Genomic DNA, 16924 nt, shown 5'->3' on the forward strand with positions numbered 1-16924 from the left:
GATCCCTGCGCGTCGGTCCGGCCAGGCGGCGCGCCCTAGACGTCGAGATTGGCGACGTTGAGCGCGTTGTCCTGGATGAACTCGCGCCGCGGTTCGACGACTTCGCCCATCAGCTGCGTGAAGATCTCGTTCGCGCTCTCGGCATTGACCGCGGTGACGCGCAGCATCGAGCGGACCGACGGATCGAGCGTGGTTTCCCACAGCTGTTCCGCGTTCATCTCGCCCAGACCCTTGTAGCGCTGGATCGCGAGGCCCTTGCGGCCCGCGGCGAGGATCGCGTCGAGCAGGTGGCTCGGGCGCGACACCTGGGTCGAGCCGCGCGTCGCGACCGCGGTGGCGGACCCGATCACGCCGGCACCGGTCTCTGCGGCGTCTTCCGCCTCGGGCTCGTCGGCGTGCGCCGCCTTGCTCGCGGGGACTAGGTTCGAGGTGCGCGCATAGCTGTCCGACTGCTCGGCCGACAAGGCGTGCAGCTTGCGCGCCTCGGCCGAGACGAGGAAGCTCGCCTCGATGATGTGGTGATCGGTCACCCCGCGCCACGCGCGCTGGAAATGGATGCCGCCATCTTGCGTCAGCTCGGCGGTCCAGCGCGCATCGCCGTCGTCGAGTTCGAGCCGCCGCGTGACGATCTCGAGCCGCGACGTGCGGTCCGCGACCGACGCCTCGGGATCGAACACGCCGCCCAGTGCCAGCGCCTCGATCATGCCCGCGTCATAGCGCTTGGGTACGTAGCGCATCAGCGTGCGCATGCGGCGCGCGTGATCGACCAGATCCTTCAGGTCGCGACCCGAGCGGGCGCCACCGGGCCCTTCGAGGACCATCGACCCGACGCCTGCATCGACCAGATATTCGTCGAGCGCGGCATCGTCCTTCAGGTACATCTCGGACCGGCCCTTGGTCGCCTTGTAGAGCGGCGGCTGCGCGATGTAGAGATAGCCGCCCTCGATGATCTTGGGCATGTGACGGTAGAACAGCGTCAGCAACAGCGTGCGGATGTGCGCGCCGTCGACGTCTGCGTCGGTCATGATAACGATCTTGTGATAGCGCAGCTTGTCCGCGTTGAAATCGTCGCGGATGCCGGTGCCCATCGCGGTGATGAGCGTGCCGATCTCGCGGCTCGACAACATGCGATCCTCGCGCGCGCGCTCGGTGTTCAGGATCTTGCCGCGCAAGGGAAGGATCGCCTGGAAATGGCGATCGCGGCCCTGCTTCGCCGAACCGCCAGCCGAGTCACCCTCGACCAGGAACAGCTCGGACTTGGCGGGATCGCGCTCCTGGCAGTCGGCGAGCTTGCCGGGCAGCGAGGCGATGTCCATCACGCCCTTGCGCCGCGTCAGTTCGCGCGCGCGCTTGGCGGCTTCGCGGGCGGCGGCGGCGTCGATGATCTTGGCGACGATCGCCTTGCCGTGCGCGGGATTCTCCTCGAGCCATTCGGCCATCTTGTCGGCCATCAGGCTTTCCAAGGGTTGGCGGACCTCGGACGAGACGAGCTTGTCCTTGGTCTGGCTGCTGAACTTTGGGTCGGGCAACTTGACCGAGACGATCGCGGTCAGACCCTCGCGCATGTCCTCGCCGGTCAGCTGGACCTTTTCCTTCTTCAGCAGGCCCGACTTCTCGGCATAGTTGTTGAGCGTCCGGGTCAGCGCGGCGCGGAACGCGGCCATGTGCGTGCCGCCGTCGCGCTGCGGGATGTTGTTCGTGAAGGCGAGGACGTTCTCGTAATAGGAGTCGTTCCACTGGAGCGCGACGTCCATCGTGACGTCGTCGCGCGTACCCGAAATGGCGACCGGCTCGGGCATCAGCGGCAGCTTGGCGCGATCGAGATACTTCACGAACGCGGCGATCCCGCCTTCGTAATAGAGCTCGACGGTCTTCAGTTCCTCATGCCGCGCGTCGGTCAGGAACAGGCGCACGCCCGAATTGAGGAAGGCGAGTTCGCGGTAGCGATGTTCGAGCTTGTCGAAGTCGAAATCGGTGATCTTGAAGGTGGCGGGCGACGGGAAGAAGGTAACGCGCGTCCCCTTCTGCCCCTCGGCCGCGTCGCCGACGATCTTCAGCGGGAGCACCGCGTCGCCGAACGCGAAGCGCATGTAGTGCTCCTTGCCGTCGCGCCAGATCGTCAGGTCGAGCCATTCGCTGAGCGCGTTGACGACCGAGACGCCGACGCCGTGCAGGCCGCCCGAGACCTTGTAGGCGTTCTCGTCGCTGGTGTTCTCGAACTTACCGCCGGCGTGGAGCTGGGTCATGATGACCTCGGCTGCCGATACGCCTTCCTCGGTGTGGATGCCGGTCGGGATGCCGCGGCCATTGTCGGTGACGCTGACCGAACCGTCGGCGTTCAGGACGATGTCGATCCGGTCGCAATGCCCGGCAAGCGCCTCGTCGATCGCGTTGTCGCTGACCTCGAACACCATGTGGTGGAGGCCCGACCCGTCGTCGGTGTCGCCGATATACATGCCGGGGCGCTTGCGGACCGCGTCGAGGCCCTTGAGGACCTTGATCGAGTCTGCGCCATAGTCGCCCTGGTTGGGCAGGTTGGGATTGTTGGATTCAGGGTTGGATGCCATGCCCAGCATATAGGCATCGCACGCCCGAAACGGAAGCGAAATGGCCTGTGGCGCCGGGGGTCGGGTCGTGAGGCGTAGGACAGCGTTCGGCTCTGGCCTCGCTCCAAACACGTCGCCTCCCCGGCGGAGGCCGGGGCCCAGTTGGAAAGGTGGTCGTAACGCAGCGACCCCTTCCGTCAGAGACGTCCCCCACCCTGGGCCCCGGCCTTCGCCGGGGTGGTGGAGGCAGGCCTGCCCCTCTGCCCTCGGGGGAGAGGGAGGGAGGCGCCGCAGGCGACGGAAGGGTGAGGGGCTTTGGCGCGCGCTCCCGAGCCTCACTTGCCCTCACCCTTCCCACGGCAAGGGCCGCGGGCCCCTTCCCTCTCCCCCGGGGGGAGAGGGAGTTCACCGTCAGAAGCGGTCGGCGCGCTGGCCGAGCAGGGTGACTTCGACCCGGCGGTTGAGGCGCATGCCGGCGGCGGTGCCGTTGGTCGCGACCGGCTGGCGCTCGCCGTGGCCGACGACGCTAAAGCGGGCGCGGACGACGTCCATGTCGTCGAACGCCTGGCGGACGCTCGCCGCGCGGCGCTCGGACAGATCCTGGTTGTGCGCATCGGACCCGCGCGAATCGGTGAAACCGTCGATCGCGACGCGGACCCCCGGATTGCCGCGCAGGTAGCGCGCGAGCGGGCGCAGCTTCTCGATCGCGCCGGGGCGCAGCACCGCGCTGTCGGTGCGGAACAGCACGTCCTCCTGCAGCGTCAGCGTCGCGCCGCGTGGCGTCTGGCGGAAGCCGTAGTTGCGCATCGCGCCGCGGTCCCAGGTCGTGGTGGTCTCGACCACAGTGGTGCCGCTGCCGCGGTCGCCGCGATAGCCTCCCGGGTCGCGGCCATAGGCGGCCCAGTCGAACCGGTCGCGACGCGGCCCGGCGATGCGGGCGAATTCGCGGTTGGCGTCACCGGCTTCCTGCCGGTTGATCCGACCATCGCCGTTCGCGTCGAAATTGGGCATCACGAACGCACGGCCCCGCGCGGTATTGCGGAGTTCGGGAAAAAGGATCGGCACGCCCGCGCCCGCCAGCCGGTAGCCGGGGCGCGACCAGGGCGGGTTGCTCATGTCATAGCGTGCCTGCGCGAATGCCGGTGCGGTGGTTGCCGCGATCATGACCAGTCCGAATGCGGCGCGTGCGATAGTCGTCTTCATCATGTCTCTCCGTCGCCCCCGCTATGGACCGGGGCGCGATGGACCGGGATGTGCCCGCGCCTGCTTGAACCCCTCGTGACGCGCATCGACAGCGCGCGTTCAGCCAGGCCCGACCGCGATCCGCGTCGCCTGCGCGTCGATCGCATCGAACAGCGCATCCTCGGTGCCGGTCATCCACACCTGCCCGCGCCCCGCCAGCCGATCGAACAGCGCAGCGCGGCGGGCCGGATCGAGATGCGCCGCGACCTCGTCGAGCAGCAGGACCGGCGCCTGCCCGGTCCGCTCGGCGACCAGCTCGGCATGCGCGAGGACGATGCCGAGCAGCAGCGCCTTCTGCTCGCCGGTCGAGGCGAGCGACGCGGCGCGCGCCTTGTCGTGGTGCGTGACGATCAGGTCGACACGGTGCGGCCCGACCAGGGTCCGCCCGGCAGCGGCATCGCGCGCGCGACCCTGGGCGAGCGCCACCGCGAGTGGCGCGGCGTCGCCGGCCCAGCCGTCGAGCGCGAGGCCCGCACGCGGAAATGCGCCGTCCGTCTCGCCCGCCAGCCGCGCGCCGAGCAGGTCGACCGTTTCGCGGCGCGCGACATCGAGCGCGTCGCCATGGTCGGCCATCTGCGCCTCGAGCGCGGACAGCCAGTCGGCATCGGGACGGCCTTCGTCGCCGAGCAGCCGGTTGCGCGCGCGCATCGCCGCCTCGTAGCGCGCGGCATGATGCGCATGACCGGGTGCGAGCGCGAGCGTCAGCCGGTCGAGAAAACCGCGGCGTTCGCCCGCGGGGGCGACGAACAGCCGGTCCATCGCGGGGGTGAGCCACAACACCGTCAGCCACTCGGCGAGCGTATTGGCGGTGGTGGTCGCACCCTGGACGCGGACGATGCGGCGCTCAGGCGCCGCGGCCAGCGCGCCGGTCGCGATATCGACATCGCCGATGGGGCTACCGGCGTCGGCATGCTGGTCGCGTTCGGCCCCAGCGACGGAAGTCTCACCTCGCGCGGAGGGGCAGAGCGTCGCCGCGACGCCGAAACCGCCCGCACCGCCCTGCCGCGCCATCTCGCCGAGCGCCGCCCGGCGCAGCCCCCGTCCGGGGGCGAGCAGCGAGACCGCCTCGAGGATATTGGTCTTGCCCGCGCCGTTCGCACCGGTCAGCACCACGAACCCCGCCCCCGGCTGGAGCGTCAGGTCGGCATGATTGCGGAAATCGGTGAGGACGAGGCGCGACAGCATCGCACCGGCCTTAAAGGAGTTTTGCAGCCGAGTGCATCGCCCTTTTCCGTTCGCCCTGAGGGAAGTCGGCGATCGGTCTGGTCAGGACAGCCCGCGACAGGCCCGGTGCGCTGTCAGCCTTCGCGTCAGGCGGCGATCCGCTCGGGCCCGGTGCCCGCCCCCGCCTTCTGCGCGCTCAGATAGGAGGCGAGCACGGGACCGAGTTCGCGCTGCGCGTGCAGATAGGCGACCGGCGTCGCGATCCCGAGCCGCGCGCGTGCCGCATCGAGTGGCTCGTGCAGCAGGGTCAGATAATCCTCGCCCGAAATCCACTCTGCCTTGCGGCCATTGCGATAGCCTTCCCAGACCGCCTTGGCGAACAAGGCGTTGCCGGTGACGCGGAGGCTCTTGAGCGCCGCCGCCGACCCGATCAGCGCCCAGCCAAGCCCGCCGACCTGCGCATAGCTGAACGCGACAAGCGCCGCCTCGCCCAGACTCTCGTCCGCCTTGTAGCCGGTCAGCACGTGCCAGATGTCGTGCGTGTCGCGCACCCGCCGGCCGAACCACGCATAGGGATGCGCCAGATCGTCCTCGCTCGGCACCAGCCGCGACACCTCGACCAGCCCGTCCGCCGAATAACCCGTGGTCTCGAGGAAATGGCGATAGGCCGCGCCGACCGTGCCGGGCGCAAAGCTCGCGACGAACGCCGGATCGGAGAAGTGCCGTGCGAGCTCGACCTGCTCATAGGCGATCCGCCCGCCCCGCTCGGTCGCTATCAGCCGCGCATAGTTCATCGGCGCGTTGCCGACGTTCAGGGCGCGCATGATCCGGAACACCTGAGTCGTGTCGTCGCCATTGGCGAGGAGCTTCCGGATCGCATCCATCGCGGTCCGCCAGTCGCGACGACCGGTCGTACCGGGAAAGGGAGGAAGCTTCGCCATCGAGTCGACTCCTTACTAACAGCAATGTCAGTATCAGATCCGATCGAGCCTTCAAACGAAAAAGGCCACCCCGCAGGATGGCCTTTCGATCGATCGCCGGCGTGCGCCGGTCAGACGCGCATCGGCATCAGCACGTAGAGCGCGGGCGACTTGTCGTTTTCGCGGATCAGCGTGGGCGCGGCGGCGTCGGCGAGATGAACCTCGACCATGTCGCCATCGATCTGCGCGAGGATGTCCATCAAATAGCGGCTGTTGAAGCCGATCTCGAACGGGAGCGCGACATAATCGCCGGGGACCTCCTCCGCGGCGGTGCCGTTTTCGGGCGAGGTCACCGACAGCGTGATCTTGTCGCGATCGAGCGCCATCTTGACCGCACGGGTCTTCTCGGTAGCGATGGTCGACACGCGGTCGACGCCTTCCATGAAGCTCTTGGGGTCGATCTTGAGGATCTTGTCGTTGCCGGTCGGGATCACGCGGCTGTAATCGGGGAAGGTGCCGTCGATCAGCTTCGAGGTCAGGATCGCCTGGCCGAGGTCGAAGCGGATCTTGGTTGGCGACAGCGACACGCCGACCGAGCCGTCGACCTCGTCGAGCAGCTTCCGGAGCTCGGCGATGCATTTGCGCGGCACGATCACGTCGGGCATCGATTCGGCGCCCTCGGGCCGCGGCAGCGTGACGCGCGCGAGACGGTGACCGTCGGTCGCGGCGGCCTTCAGCACCGGGTTCGCGCTGTCGCCGTCCGCGACGTGGAGGAAGATGCCGTTGAGATAATAGCGCGTCTCTTCGGTCGAGATCGCGAAGCGCGTCTTGTCGATGATCTGCTTCAAGGTCTCGGCGGGCAGTTCGAACTGGGTCGGCAGTTCGCCTTCCGCGATCACCGGGAAGTCGTCGCGCGGCAGCGTGCCGAGCGAGAAGCGTGCGCGGCCCGCGATGATGCTCATCCGGCCTTCCGAGGCGGCGAGTTGGACCTGGCTGCCCTCGGGCAGTTTGCGCGCGATGTCGAACAGCGTGTGCGCGGACACGGTGGTCGCGCCGGGCTGATCGACCGCAGCTGCAATCGATTCGTTGATCTGCAGATCTAGATCGGTCGCCATCAGCTTCAGCGTGCCCTCGGCGGTCGCCTCGATCAGCACGTTCGACAGGATGGGGATGGTGTTGCGCCGTTCCACCACGGACTGGACATGGCTCAGCCCCTTGAGGAGCGTTGCGCGTTCGATCGTCGCCTTCATCAAAATTCCCCCGGCCTCCACAGCCGGATTCGGGGCTGGGGGCAATCCGCAGATGGCTTACCCAACAATAAAGGGTCGGAGCAAGCGCCCCGACCCTTCTTTGATCACGGTAAACGTCGCGTTAAACCGCAATCAGAAGCGGAAGCCATAGCTGGCGACGACCTGGTGACGATCCGTGTCGACGTCGAATCGGCCGCTGGTGCCGCCGGTCGCATAGTCGATGTTGCTGCGCTCATAGTTCGAATAGCGATATTCGAGCTTGGCATAGCTGTTCGGGCCGACCGCATGCTCGGCACCCGCGCCGATCCGCCAGCCGTCGAGGTTGAAGTCGGTGTCGGTGGTCTGGTTGGTGTCGCCCGCCAGCACGTTCAGCTTGGCGTTGGTGTAGCCGCCCTTCGCGTAGATCATGGTCGTCGGCGCGACGACATAGCCGACGCGACCACCGACATAGATGTCGCGGCCCTGCTTGACGCGACCGAAACCGAAGTCGCTGGTATAGTCGTTGCGGTCGCTCTTCGCGGTCGAACCGGTCAGTTCGGCCTCCGCGCCGAGCACGATGTTGCTCGAGGTCGCGATGTCGTAGCCGATGCCGCCGCCGTACAGCAGACCGTCGATCTTCTGGTCGTCGCGCCCGTTGTTGTTGGACACGCTGCTGCCGGCGCCGGTGTGGTCGTAGCCGAGCGTGGCCTCGACGCGCGGGCCGGTGAAGGTCGGGTTGGTCTGTGCCAGCGCGGGGGCGGCAATGGCGGTGGTCGCGAACAGCGATGCGGCGATAAGCTTACGCATTGGGATACTCCATTGATCTTCGTCACCCCCGAACGCGGGGTGGATGGCTCCAATGGACCAATCCGCCAGGCGTTGCATGAACCCCAGATAAACACGGAAATCCGTTGCTTTTGCGCAACAGGGGGTTGAAATGCGGGCCATGATTCCAAGCCCTCGGCAACGTGCAGCGGACCTCGGTCCAACCGGCAAACCGCCCGTCAGGCTTGGCCGGGATTTCGTCGCACGGCACGGCGAAACCGTGTTCAACGCCGCGCACCGGTTGCAGGGCGATGCCGCGCACACGCCGCTGACGCGCGCCGGATTCGCGCAGGCCGACGAGCTTGGCCGGGCGCTGCGGGACCTGCTCGGGGCCAGGCCTGCGCTGACGCTGTGGTCGTCGCCGACCGGGCGTGCGCTGCAGACGCTGGCGGTGATCTGCGAGCATCTCGAGCTCGACTGGCACGATGCGCGCACCGACCCGCGGCTGGTCGAGATCGACATGGGGTCGTGGGGCGGCCGCTATTATGCCGATGTGGTCGACGAGTTCGGGCCGGTGATGATGCCCGGCGGCACGCTGAAGCCCGCCCCCGACGGCGAGACCTATCCCCAGATCGCGGCACGGGTCGGCGGCTGGCTGGCGGACACCGCGCAGGATCCGGGCGACCGGCTGGTGATCATGCACGGGATTTCGAGCCGGGTGATGCTGGGCGTGATGACGGGTGCGCCGGTCGATCCGGTGCTCGGCGCCGCGGTTGCGCCTGGGTTGCCGCAGGGGTCGGTGACATTGGTCGAGCAGGGCCGCGCGACCGTCCCGCACCGCGGCACCGGCTTCGCCCCCGCGTGAAGCTGGCGGTGCTGCTGGCCTTCGCGGTCGCGACACCGGCGACGGCGCGCGACACGATCGGCATCTACCGGGGATGGGGCGCGTTCCGTGACGCGGTGCCGCCGCGCTGCTACGCGATCGCGCGGCCGGTGATGGCGGGTGGGCGCACGACGGGTTTCGCGACCATCGCGACCTGGCCGAAGCGCGGCCTGCGCGCCTCGCTGTACATCCGCCTGAGCCGCGAGCGCGATCGCTCCGCCGGGGTGACGCTGACGGTCGGCGAACGCCGGTTCGCGCTGGTCGCGAACGGGCTGGACGCATGGGCGAGCGATGCCCCTAGCGACCGCGCGATCGTCGCCGCGCTGCGATCGGGGCGGAGCATGAGCGTCGAGGCGGTCGGCGTCGGTGGTCGGCCGTTCGCGGATGTCTATGCGCTGTCTGGCGCGGCGACCGCGATCGATGCGGCCGTGCTGGCGTGTCGCGGGGGATAGCCTCCCTTCTTTCTACCTCCCCGGCGAAGGCCGGGGGCCAGGTGGAAAGGTGGTCGTAACAACGGGCTGACCGTCCTTACCTCCGTCCCCCAACTGGGCCCCGGCCTCCGCCGGGGAGGTGTTATTGTGTGGTGCTACGCGTGGTGTTCATGGCGGCGACTCTTCGCTCGACGCAGCCTGTAGAAAAATCGGCAAAATTCCGCTATGCGCCCGGCCATGCAGACCGCCGCGAACCTCATGCCCATCCCCGGGCACATCGATCCCGTGCCCGTTCCCCGCAGCTTCGTGCCGCGCAGCGACGGGCGTATCGACCTGCTCGGGCTGTCGCTCGCCGATCTGCGGATGGCGCTGGAGACGTCGCAGCTCGAGGAAAAACAGGCCAAGTTGCGCGCCAAGCAGCTGTGGCACTGGATCTACAATCGCGGCGCGACCGAGTTTTCGGCGATGACCGACATCTCGAAGACGATGCACCCGTGGCTCGAACAGCGCTTCGTGATCAGCCGGCCCAATGTGGTCGAGGCGCAGGTGTCGACCGACGGCACGCGCAAATGGCTGCTGCGATCGGACGACGCGCAGGATTACGAGATGGTGTTCATCCCCGACGCGGATCGCGGCACGTTGTGCGTGTCGAGCCAGGTCGGCTGCACGCTCAACTGCACCTTCTGCCACACCGGCACGATGCGGCTAGTGCGCAACCTGACGCCTGCCGAGATCGTCGGCCAGGTGATGCTGGCGCGCGATTCGCTCGGCGAATGGCCGAGCCAGCCCGAGGGCCGCATGCTCACCAACATCGTGATGATGGGGATGGGCGAGCCGCTGTATAATTTCGAGAATGTCCGCGATGCGCTGAAGCTGGTGATGGACGGTGCGGGGCTCGCGCTCAGCCGCCGCCGGATCACGCTGTCGACCAGCGGCGTGGTGCCGATGATGGCGCGCGCGGGCGCGGAGATCGGCGTGAACCTCGCGGTGTCGCTGCACGCGGTGACCAAGGAGGTGCGCGACGAGATCGTGCCGCTCAACCGCAAATACGGCATCGAGGAACTGCTGCAGGCGTGCGCCGACTATCCCGGCACCAACAATGCGCGCCGGATCACGTTCGAGTACGTGATGCTGAAGGACAAGAATGATTCGGACGCCGACGCGCACGAACTCGTCCGGCTGCTGCGCAAATACGAGCTGCCCGCAAAGGTGAATTTGATCCCGTTCAACCCATGGCCAGGCGCGGCCTATGAATGCTCGACGCCCGAGCGGATCAAGTCGTTCTCGAGCATCGTGTTCGGGGCGGGCATTTCGGCGCCAGTGCGCACCCCGCGCGGTCGCGACATCGATGCGGCGTGCGGGCAGCTGAAGACCGCGTCGGAGAAGAAGAGCCGCGCGCAGCTGGATCGCGAAGCCGCGCTTGCTTGAGATCGGTGCGGTCGCACTGGCGGCAGGGGCTGGACTATTGGGCGGCGCGATGAACGCGCTGGCGGGCGGCGGCAGTTTCGCGACGATGCCCGCGCTGATCGGACTCGGCCTGCCCTCGACCTTCGCCAATGCGACCAGCAACGTCTCGCTCCAGCCGGGCGCGATGGCGAGCGCGTGGACCTACCGACACGGGCTGGAGCCGGTGTCGGGCGTCGGCATGCGGACGATGGCGGGGATCACCTTCGTCGGCGGGCTCGTCGGCAGCCTGTTGCTCGTCGCGACCTCGGCACGCGCGTTCGACCTGATCGTGCCGTGGCTGCTGCTGTTCGCGACACTGGCGATCGCGTTCGGGACGCAGGCGTCGCTCTGGCTGCGGTCACGCGTCGAGATCGGGCCGAAATCGCTCGTCGCGGTGCAGGCGATGCTGGGCGTCTATGGCGGTTATTTCGGCGGCGGGGTCGGGCTGATGCTGACCGCCGCCTGGGGGCTGTTGTCGGGCGCAACGCCCGCCATGCTTGCCGCACCGCGCACGCTGATGCTCGCGGTCGCCAATCTGGCAGCGACGTTCGTCTTCATCGCCACCGGCATGGTCTATTGGGCGCTGTGCATACCGATGCTGCTCGGCGGGATCGTCGGCGGGCATTTCGGCGCGAAGCTCGGGCTGGTGCTGCCCGCCAAGGTCATTCGGGTGTGGACGCTGCTGGTGACGATCGCGACGACGATCGTGTTCTTCTGGCGAGCGTATGGCTGAGGCGTGTGTCCCCGCGAAGGCGGGCACCCAGTCTGGGCACCCGCCTTCGCGGGTGAACCAACCTCCTCAGGTCAGCCCGGCCGACGCATCTTGAACAGCGACTCCTCGGTGATCGCGAAATAATCCGCCGGGCCGCCGCCGCGCAGGATCGGTTCGCCGCGCGCGGTCTGGTACACGCCGTCGTCGAGCATCGCCGGGTCGATATGGATCGCGACCGCCTCGCCGAGCACCAGCCACTGGTCGAGTTCGCGCCCCTCCTTGGTTTCCAGCCGGACGATCTGCGTCACCTTGCATTCGAACTGCGCACGGCTCGCCGCGACGCGCGGCGGCTTCACGTGCAGCGAGGCCAGCGTCTCGAGCCCGGCGAGCGCGAATTCGTCGACGTCCGCCGCGACATTGGCCGCGGTCGCGTTCATCGCCTCGCCCAGATCGCGGCTGACGAGGTTCCAGACGAATTCGCCGGTCGCGGCGATGTTGGCGACGCTGTCCTTCCACCCCATCGACGAAAAGCCGATCAGCGGCGGGGTGTAGTTGAACAGGTTGAAGAAGCTGTAGGGCGCAAGATTGGGTACGCCGTCCGCGGACAGCGTGCTCACCCAGCCGATCGGGCGCGGCGCGACGATCGCGTTGAGCGGATCATGCGGCAGGCGATGGCCGCTCGCCGGTTCGTAAGAATGCCATTCGGTCATACGCGTATCCCTGCTATGGTCGGAGCTTGTCGCCTAAAGCGAAGGCCAAGCATGAACGATCCCGCCCGCCCTATCGCCACTGCCCCTGTCACCGTCATCAAACGCCACCGGATCGCGACGCGGCTGTGGCACTGGATCACCGCGGTAGCGATGTTCATCATGATCGGCAGCGGGATCGGCATCTTGAAGGCGCATCCGCGATTCTACTGGGGGCGCTATGGTGCGAACTTCGATCAGGCGTGGACGACGCTCGACCAGTGGCCGGGCTGGGTGGTGACGCTGATCAACCTGCTGACGATCCCGGCGAGCTACAACCTCGCCATTTCGCGACGCTGGCACCTGTTCTTCGCGCTGGTCCTGTCGTTCGCGTTGCTCGGCTTCATGATCGTCAGCCTGTTCAACCGGCATTTCCAGCGCGACCTCCGCGTCCGGGCGGGCGAGCTTGCGCCGCGCGAGGTGGCGCATGACGTGCGCGAGCATCTGGCGCTGCGCTTCCACGATCCGAAGCGGCCGGCCGCGTACAACATCCTGCAGAAGCTGTCCTATGTCGCGACGATCTTCATCCTGTTGCCGGTGATGATCCTCACCGGGCTGGCGATGTCGCCGGCGATGGATGCGGCGTGGCCGTGGCTGCTCGACATTTTCGGCGGGCGGCAGTCGGCGCGGTCGATCCACTTCATCGCGATGGTCGCGCTCGTGCTGTTCATCATCGCCCACCTCGCGCTCGTGATCCTGGCGGGCGCGTGGAACGAGGTGCGATCGATGATCACCGGACGCTTTACCGTTCCGGGGCACGTCCCCGCGCATACCGGGGAGGATGCCGCATGAGCATCATCATCACCCGCCGCTCGCTGGTCGCGGGCGCGGCGGTCGGCGCCGGCGCGCTGCTTACCGGGTGCGACAAGATCATCCAGCATCCCGAGGCGCGCAAGATCCTGTTCATGGGCGAGGAGATGCAGCGCGGGCTGCAACGCGCGCTGACCGACCGCAACGCGCTCGTCCCCGAGTTCAGCGCAGCGCAGATGTCGCCGATCTTCCGGTCGAACGGCACGCGCAACCCCGGCACCCCGGCCTATACCGAGATGCTGGTGAACAACTTTGCGGACTATCGGTTGCGCGTCGGCGGGCTGGTCGACCGGCCGCTGTCGCTCTCGCTGCCGCAACTCCGCCAGATGCCCGCGCGCGCGCAGATCACGCGGCACGACTGCGTCGAGGGCTGGTCGGCGATCGCCAAGTGGCAGGGCCCGAAGCTTGCCACGCTGTTGCAGGCTGCGGGGATCCGCGACACCGCGCGCTACATCGTCTTCACCTGCGCCGACCTGTACCGGGGCACGCCCTATTACGAGTCGATCGACCTGATCGACGCATTCCACCCACAGACGATCCTCGCCTGGGCGTTAAATGACCAGATTCTCGACGTCGCGCACGGCGCGCCCGTCCGGCTGCGCGTCGAACGTCAGCTTGGCTACAAACATGCCAAATATATCATGGCGATAGACGCCGTCGCTAGCCTAGCCGGGATCGGCAAGGGCAAGGGCGGCTATTGGGAAGATAATGTGGATTATGATTGGTATGCGGGGATCTGACGCCGCCCGGGGGTGGCGCACTTCCGTACCAGTCATTAGCTAACGCGACATGGCTCTTTTCGATCGCTTCCTCGCCCGGCAGGTAAAAACCGGCGAACTCACGCTGATCCACGCGGACGGTACCACCAAGCAGTTCGGCACGCCCGACCCTGCCTACAACCCCGTCACCATCCGTCTCACCGCCCCCGGTGTCGCGGGCGCGATCGTCCGCCACCCGGCGCTGGGCGCGGCGGAAGCGTTCATGGACGGCCGCCTGGTGATCGAGCGCGGCGACATCCGCGACCTGGTCAACCTGCTCAAGGGCAACAGCCCGTGGGAGCGCGGTGGCGGGCTCAATCCGTCGCTGCCGATCAAGCTGCTCGACAAGGTCGTCCACCGCGTCGACCGGGTGAACATGGCACGTCGGTCGAAGAAGAACGTCGCGCATCATTACGACCTGTCCGACCGGCTCTACGACCTGTTCCTCGACGCCGATCGCCAATATTCGTGCGCGTACTTCACCGATGCCGGCAACAGCCTCGAACAGGCGCAGGACGACAAGAAGGCGCATATCGCCGCCAAGCTCGCGATCCAGCCCGGCATGCGCGTACTCGACATCGGCTGCGGCTGGGGCGGCATGGCGCTGTACCTGCACGCCAAGACCGGGGCGGAGGTCCTGGGTGTCACGCTGAGCGAGGAACAGCTGAAGGTCGCACGGCGGCGTGCCGAGGAGGCCGGCGTCGCGGACAAGGTGAAGTTCGAGCTGATCGACTATCGCGCGCTGACGGGTACGTTCGACCGCATCGTGTCGGTCGGCATGTTCGAGCATGTCGGCCCGCCGCAGTACAAGACGTTCTTCCGCAAGTGCCGCGACCTGCTGAGCGCGGACGGGGTGATGCTGCTCCACACGATCGGGCGGATGGGCGGACCCGGCGTGACCGACACCTTCACGACCAAATATATCTTCCCCGGCGGCTACAACCCCGCGCTGTCGGAGATCGTCCGCGGCTATGAGGGGCTGAAGTTCTTCCCGACCGATATTGAGGTGCTGCGCGTGCATTACGCGCTGACGATCGACCATTGGTACGACCGGACGGTCGCGGCGAAGGATGCGATCGTCGCGCTGTATGACGAGCGCTTCTACCGGATGTGGACCTTCTACCTCGCGGGTGCCGCCGCGGCGTTCCGGACCGGGGGGATGGTCAATTACCAGATCCAGCTGTCGAAGAGCCGGATGACCCTGCCGCTGACACGCGACTACATGATCGAGGGTGAACGGGCGTTGCGCACGGGCTGATTTCCCGCCGCTTGGCGCAGGGTAAGATCCGGACGTTCGTCATTCCCGCAAAGGCGGGAATCCAGACTGGCAGGCTCCGGTGATGGAACCGAAAAGCCAGCCGGTCTGGATCCCCGCCTCCGCGGGGATGACGACTTTACGGGGGGGGACTCCGTAGATGGATGCCCCCCTATAGGCGTGGCCTCAGCGGCTGCCCTGCATCTGCGACTTCGCGGCCGATCGCTCGTCGCCGCCGATCTTGCCGTCCTTGTTCGCGTCATATTTCGCAAAGGTCGCGGCGAGCAGTGCCTGGGCCTCGGGCTGCGTGACCTTCCCGTCCTTGTTGGTGTCGGCGCTGCTGAACCACAGTTCGGCGAGCCGCTTGGCGTGGACCGGATCCGGGCGCCCCGGCCCGACCTTCATCTGGCTGATCCCCGCCTGGACCTCGGCGCGCGTCAGGACGCCGTCCTTGTTGGTATCGCGCGCGGCGAACTCGGCCTTGAACTTGGCGGACACGGAGGCGCGGGTCTCCTGCGCCAGCGCGGGCGTCGCGAGGCCGGCAAGGACGAACAGGGTAAGCGTTTGACGTAGCACGGTCGGGACACTCCAAATGATCTGGGGGCGCACGTAGCGCGGGTTGGTTGTACGCGCCATGAATGCGGCGGGTTGCATGCTCCGGTTGCATGCAGGGCGTCCAGCGCATAGGGGCGCGGGCATTGGATATTGCCCAAAGGATCTTGCCCGTGACCGATCAGATCAACCGCGCCGCCGGCGACGCCGGCATCAATCGGGTCGTCCTCGCCTATTCGGGCGGCCTCGACACCAGCGTGATCCTGAAATGGCTCCAGCAGACCTACAACTGCGAAGTCGTCACCTTCACCGCGGATCTGGGCCAGGGCGAGGAACTCGAGCCGGCGCGCGCCAAGGCCGAGATGATGGGCGTGAAGCCCGAGCACATCTTCGTCGACGATCTGCGCGAGGAATTCGTGCGCGATTACGTGTTCCCGATGATGCGGTCGAACGCGCTGTACGAGGGGCTGTACCTGCTCGGCACGTCGATCGCGCGGCCGCTGATCGCCAAGCGCCAGATCGAGATCGCCCGGATGGTGGGTGCCGACGCGGTCAGCCACGGCGCGACTGGCAAGGGCAACGACCAGGTCCGCTTCGAGCTCGGCTATTACGCGCTGTCGCCCGACATCAAGGTGATCGCACCGTGGCGCGAATGGGACCTGACCAGCCGCACCAGGCTGATCGAGTTCGCCGAACAGCACCAGATCCCGGTCAGCAAGGACAAGCGCGGCGAGGCACCCTTCTCGACCGATGCGAACATGCTCCACACCTCGTCCGAGGGGCTGGTGCTCGAGAATCCGTGGGACGAGGTGCCGGACTATGTCTATTCGCGCACGGTGAACCCCGAGGACGCGCCTGACGTCCCCGAGTACATCACGATCGATTTCGAGCGTGGCGACGGCGTCGCGATCAACGGCGAGGGGATGAGCCCGGCGACGTTGCTGTCGACGCTCAACGACTATGGCCGCCGTCACGGCATCGGCCGTCTCGACCTGGTCGAGAACCGCTTCGTCGGCATGAAGAGCCGCGGCATGTACGAGACGCCAGGCGGCACCATCTATCACCTCGCGCACCGCGGTATCGAGCAGCTGACGCTCGATCGCGGCGCGGCGCATCTGAAGGACGAGCTCGCGCCGCGCTATGCCGAGCTGCTGTACAACGGCTTCTGGTTCTCGCCCGAGCGCGAGATGCTCCAGGCAGCGATCGATCACAGCCAGGAGAAGGTGTCGGGCACCGTCCGGCTGAAGCTCTACAAGGGCGGCGTGTATGTGGTCGGCCGCAAGTCGCCCAACTCGCTCTATTCGGAAAAGGTCGTGACGTTCGAGGACGATCAGGGCGCCTATGACCAGCGCGACGCAGCAGGCTTCATCAAGCTGAACGCGCTGCGCCTGCGCCTGCTGGGCCGCCGCGACCAGGTGTGAGCGATACCGGCTCCCGTCCCCCGATACTCGGGGGCCGGGAGCCC

At 67.3% G+C, this 16924-nt stretch carries 16 protein-coding genes; 8 read left to right on the forward strand and 8 right to left on the reverse strand.

Annotated features, from left to right (window positions below; translation table 11 throughout):
* Positions 1–35 precede the first annotated feature (35 nt).
* The 6 genes from gyrB to C8J24_RS05580 form a co-directional block, all read right to left on the reverse strand.
* Positions 36–2567, reverse strand: coding sequence for a DNA topoisomerase (ATP-hydrolyzing) subunit B (gene gyrB / locus C8J24_RS05555; RefSeq protein WP_031440465.1), 2532 nt, complete (start codon positions 2565–2567; stop codon positions 36–38).
* 390 nt (positions 2568–2957) lie between these two features.
* Positions 2958–3752 (reverse strand): OmpA family protein, encoded by a 795-nt coding sequence (locus C8J24_RS05560; protein WP_107930864.1) that lies wholly within the window; start codon positions 3750–3752, stop codon positions 2958–2960.
* Between the two features lie 96 nt (positions 3753–3848).
* The gene (gene recF, locus C8J24_RS05565) at positions 3849–4973 is read right to left on the reverse strand and encodes a DNA replication/repair protein RecF (protein WP_107930866.1); all 1125 of its coding nucleotides are present in this window, start codon (positions 4971–4973) and stop codon (positions 3849–3851) included.
* 125 nt (positions 4974–5098) lie between these two features.
* Positions 5099–5893, reverse strand: coding sequence for a Coq4 family protein (locus tag C8J24_RS05570; protein WP_107930868.1), 795 nt, complete (start codon positions 5891–5893; stop codon positions 5099–5101).
* A gap of 110 nt (positions 5894–6003) precedes the next feature.
* On the reverse strand, positions 6004–7122 hold the full coding sequence (gene dnaN, locus C8J24_RS05575; protein WP_031395114.1) for a DNA polymerase III subunit beta: 1119 nt from the start codon (positions 7120–7122) through the stop codon (positions 6004–6006).
* A 132-nt stretch (positions 7123–7254) separates the two neighbouring features.
* Positions 7255–7908, reverse strand: a complete 654-nt coding sequence (locus C8J24_RS05580) for an outer membrane protein (protein WP_031395115.1) — start codon at positions 7906–7908, stop codon at positions 7255–7257.
* Positions 7909–8047: 139 nt separating this feature from the next.
* Between C8J24_RS05580 and C8J24_RS05585 the strand changes: the two genes are divergently transcribed.
* The 4 genes from C8J24_RS05585 to C8J24_RS05600 all read left to right on the forward strand — a co-directional run bounded on the left by C8J24_RS05585 (position 8048) and on the right by C8J24_RS05600 (position 11359).
* Positions 8048–8731, forward strand: coding sequence for a histidine phosphatase family protein (locus C8J24_RS05585; protein WP_107930870.1), 684 nt, complete (start codon positions 8048–8050; stop codon positions 8729–8731).
* Positions 8728–9201: an invasion associated locus B family protein gene (locus C8J24_RS05590; protein ID WP_107930873.1), complete on the forward strand. Its 474-nt coding sequence runs from the start codon at positions 8728–8730 to the stop codon at positions 9199–9201. The genes C8J24_RS05585 and C8J24_RS05590 overlap by 4 nt, the downstream gene beginning before the upstream one ends.
* Before the next feature lie 216 nt (positions 9202–9417).
* A complete protein-coding gene (gene rlmN, locus C8J24_RS05595) occupies positions 9418–10608 on the forward strand; it encodes a dual-specificity RNA methyltransferase RlmN (protein WP_042466312.1) in 1191 nt (396 codons plus the stop codon).
* Positions 10601–11359 carry a sulfite exporter TauE/SafE family protein gene (locus C8J24_RS05600; protein WP_107930875.1) on the forward strand — a complete coding sequence of 253 codons (759 nt, stop codon included), beginning with the start codon at positions 10601–10603 and terminating at the stop codon, positions 11357–11359. Before rlmN ends, C8J24_RS05600 begins: the two co-directional genes overlap by 8 nt.
* A 71-nt stretch (positions 11360–11430) precedes the next feature.
* Here the strand turns inward: C8J24_RS05600 and C8J24_RS05605 are convergent, their stop codons facing one another.
* Positions 11431–12048 carry a flavin reductase family protein gene (locus tag C8J24_RS05605; RefSeq protein ID WP_031439120.1) on the reverse strand — a complete coding sequence of 206 codons (618 nt, stop codon included), beginning with the start codon at positions 12046–12048 and terminating at the stop codon, positions 11431–11433.
* 51 nt (positions 12049–12099) lie between these two features.
* Between C8J24_RS05605 and C8J24_RS05610 the strand changes: the two genes are divergently transcribed.
* The 3 genes from C8J24_RS05610 to C8J24_RS05620 are packed head-to-tail and all read left to right on the forward strand — an operon-like array spanning position 12100 to position 14910.
* Positions 12100–12876, forward strand: a complete 777-nt coding sequence (locus C8J24_RS05610) for a cytochrome b/b6 domain-containing protein (protein WP_031396583.1) — start codon at positions 12100–12102, stop codon at positions 12874–12876.
* A complete protein-coding gene (locus tag C8J24_RS05615) occupies positions 12873–13634 on the forward strand; it encodes a molybdopterin-dependent oxidoreductase (RefSeq protein WP_107930877.1) in 762 nt (253 codons plus the stop codon). The genes C8J24_RS05610 and C8J24_RS05615 overlap by 4 nt, the downstream gene beginning before the upstream one ends.
* 49 nt (positions 13635–13683) lie before the next feature.
* Positions 13684–14910, forward strand: coding sequence for an SAM-dependent methyltransferase (locus tag C8J24_RS05620; protein ID WP_107930879.1), 1227 nt, complete (start codon positions 13684–13686; stop codon positions 14908–14910).
* Positions 14911–15093: 183 nt separating this feature from the next.
* Here C8J24_RS05620 and C8J24_RS05625 read toward each other — a convergent pair whose 3' ends face one another.
* Complete coding sequence (locus C8J24_RS05625) at positions 15094–15483, reverse strand: EF-hand domain-containing protein (RefSeq protein WP_031396586.1); 390 nt, start codon at positions 15481–15483, stop codon at positions 15094–15096.
* Positions 15484–15632: 149 nt separating this feature from the next.
* Here C8J24_RS05625 and C8J24_RS05630 point away from each other — a divergent pair, with 149 nt between their 5' ends.
* Positions 15633–16880: an argininosuccinate synthase gene (locus C8J24_RS05630; protein WP_234387459.1), complete on the forward strand. Its 1248-nt coding sequence runs from the start codon at positions 15633–15635 to the stop codon at positions 16878–16880.
* The last annotated feature ends 44 nt before the right edge of the window (positions 16881–16924 follow it).

The organism is Sphingomonas aerolata, from assembly GCF_003046295.1.
Lineage (GTDB): Bacteria > Pseudomonadota > Alphaproteobacteria > Sphingomonadales > Sphingomonadaceae > Sphingomonas > Sphingomonas aerolata.

What these genes read in the sequence shown, in the direction of transcription:
- gyrB (WP_031440465.1), bottom strand. Translation starts at nt 2,567, where the DNA reads ATGGCATCCAACCCTGAATCCAACAATCCCAACCTGCCCAACCAGGGC.
- C8J24_RS05560 (WP_107930864.1), bottom strand. Translation starts at nt 3,752, where the DNA reads ATGATGAAGACGACTATCGCACGCGCCGCATTCGGACTGGTCATGATC.
- recF (WP_107930866.1), bottom strand. Translation starts at nt 4,973, where the DNA reads ATGCTGTCGCGCCTCGTCCTCACCGATTTCCGCAATCATGCCGACCTG.
- C8J24_RS05570 (WP_107930868.1), bottom strand. Translation starts at nt 5,893, where the DNA reads ATGGCGAAGCTTCCTCCCTTTCCCGGTACGACCGGTCGTCGCGACTGG.
- dnaN (WP_031395114.1), bottom strand. Translation starts at nt 7,122, where the DNA reads ATGAAGGCGACGATCGAACGCGCAACGCTCCTCAAGGGGCTGAGCCAT.
- C8J24_RS05580 (WP_031395115.1), bottom strand. Translation starts at nt 7,908, where the DNA reads ATGCGTAAGCTTATCGCCGCATCGCTGTTCGCGACCACCGCCATTGCC.
- C8J24_RS05585 (WP_107930870.1), top strand. Translation starts at nt 8,048, where the DNA reads ATGATTCCAAGCCCTCGGCAACGTGCAGCGGACCTCGGTCCAACCGGC.
- rlmN (WP_042466312.1), top strand. Translation starts at nt 9,418, where the DNA reads ATGCAGACCGCCGCGAACCTCATGCCCATCCCCGGGCACATCGATCCC.
- C8J24_RS05605 (WP_031439120.1), bottom strand. Translation starts at nt 12,048, where the DNA reads ATGACCGAATGGCATTCTTACGAACCGGCGAGCGGCCATCGCCTGCCG.
- C8J24_RS05610 (WP_031396583.1), top strand. Translation starts at nt 12,100, where the DNA reads ATGAACGATCCCGCCCGCCCTATCGCCACTGCCCCTGTCACCGTCATC.
- C8J24_RS05615 (WP_107930877.1), top strand. Translation starts at nt 12,873, where the DNA reads ATGAGCATCATCATCACCCGCCGCTCGCTGGTCGCGGGCGCGGCGGTC.
- C8J24_RS05620 (WP_107930879.1), top strand. Translation starts at nt 13,684, where the DNA reads ATGGCTCTTTTCGATCGCTTCCTCGCCCGGCAGGTAAAAACCGGCGAA.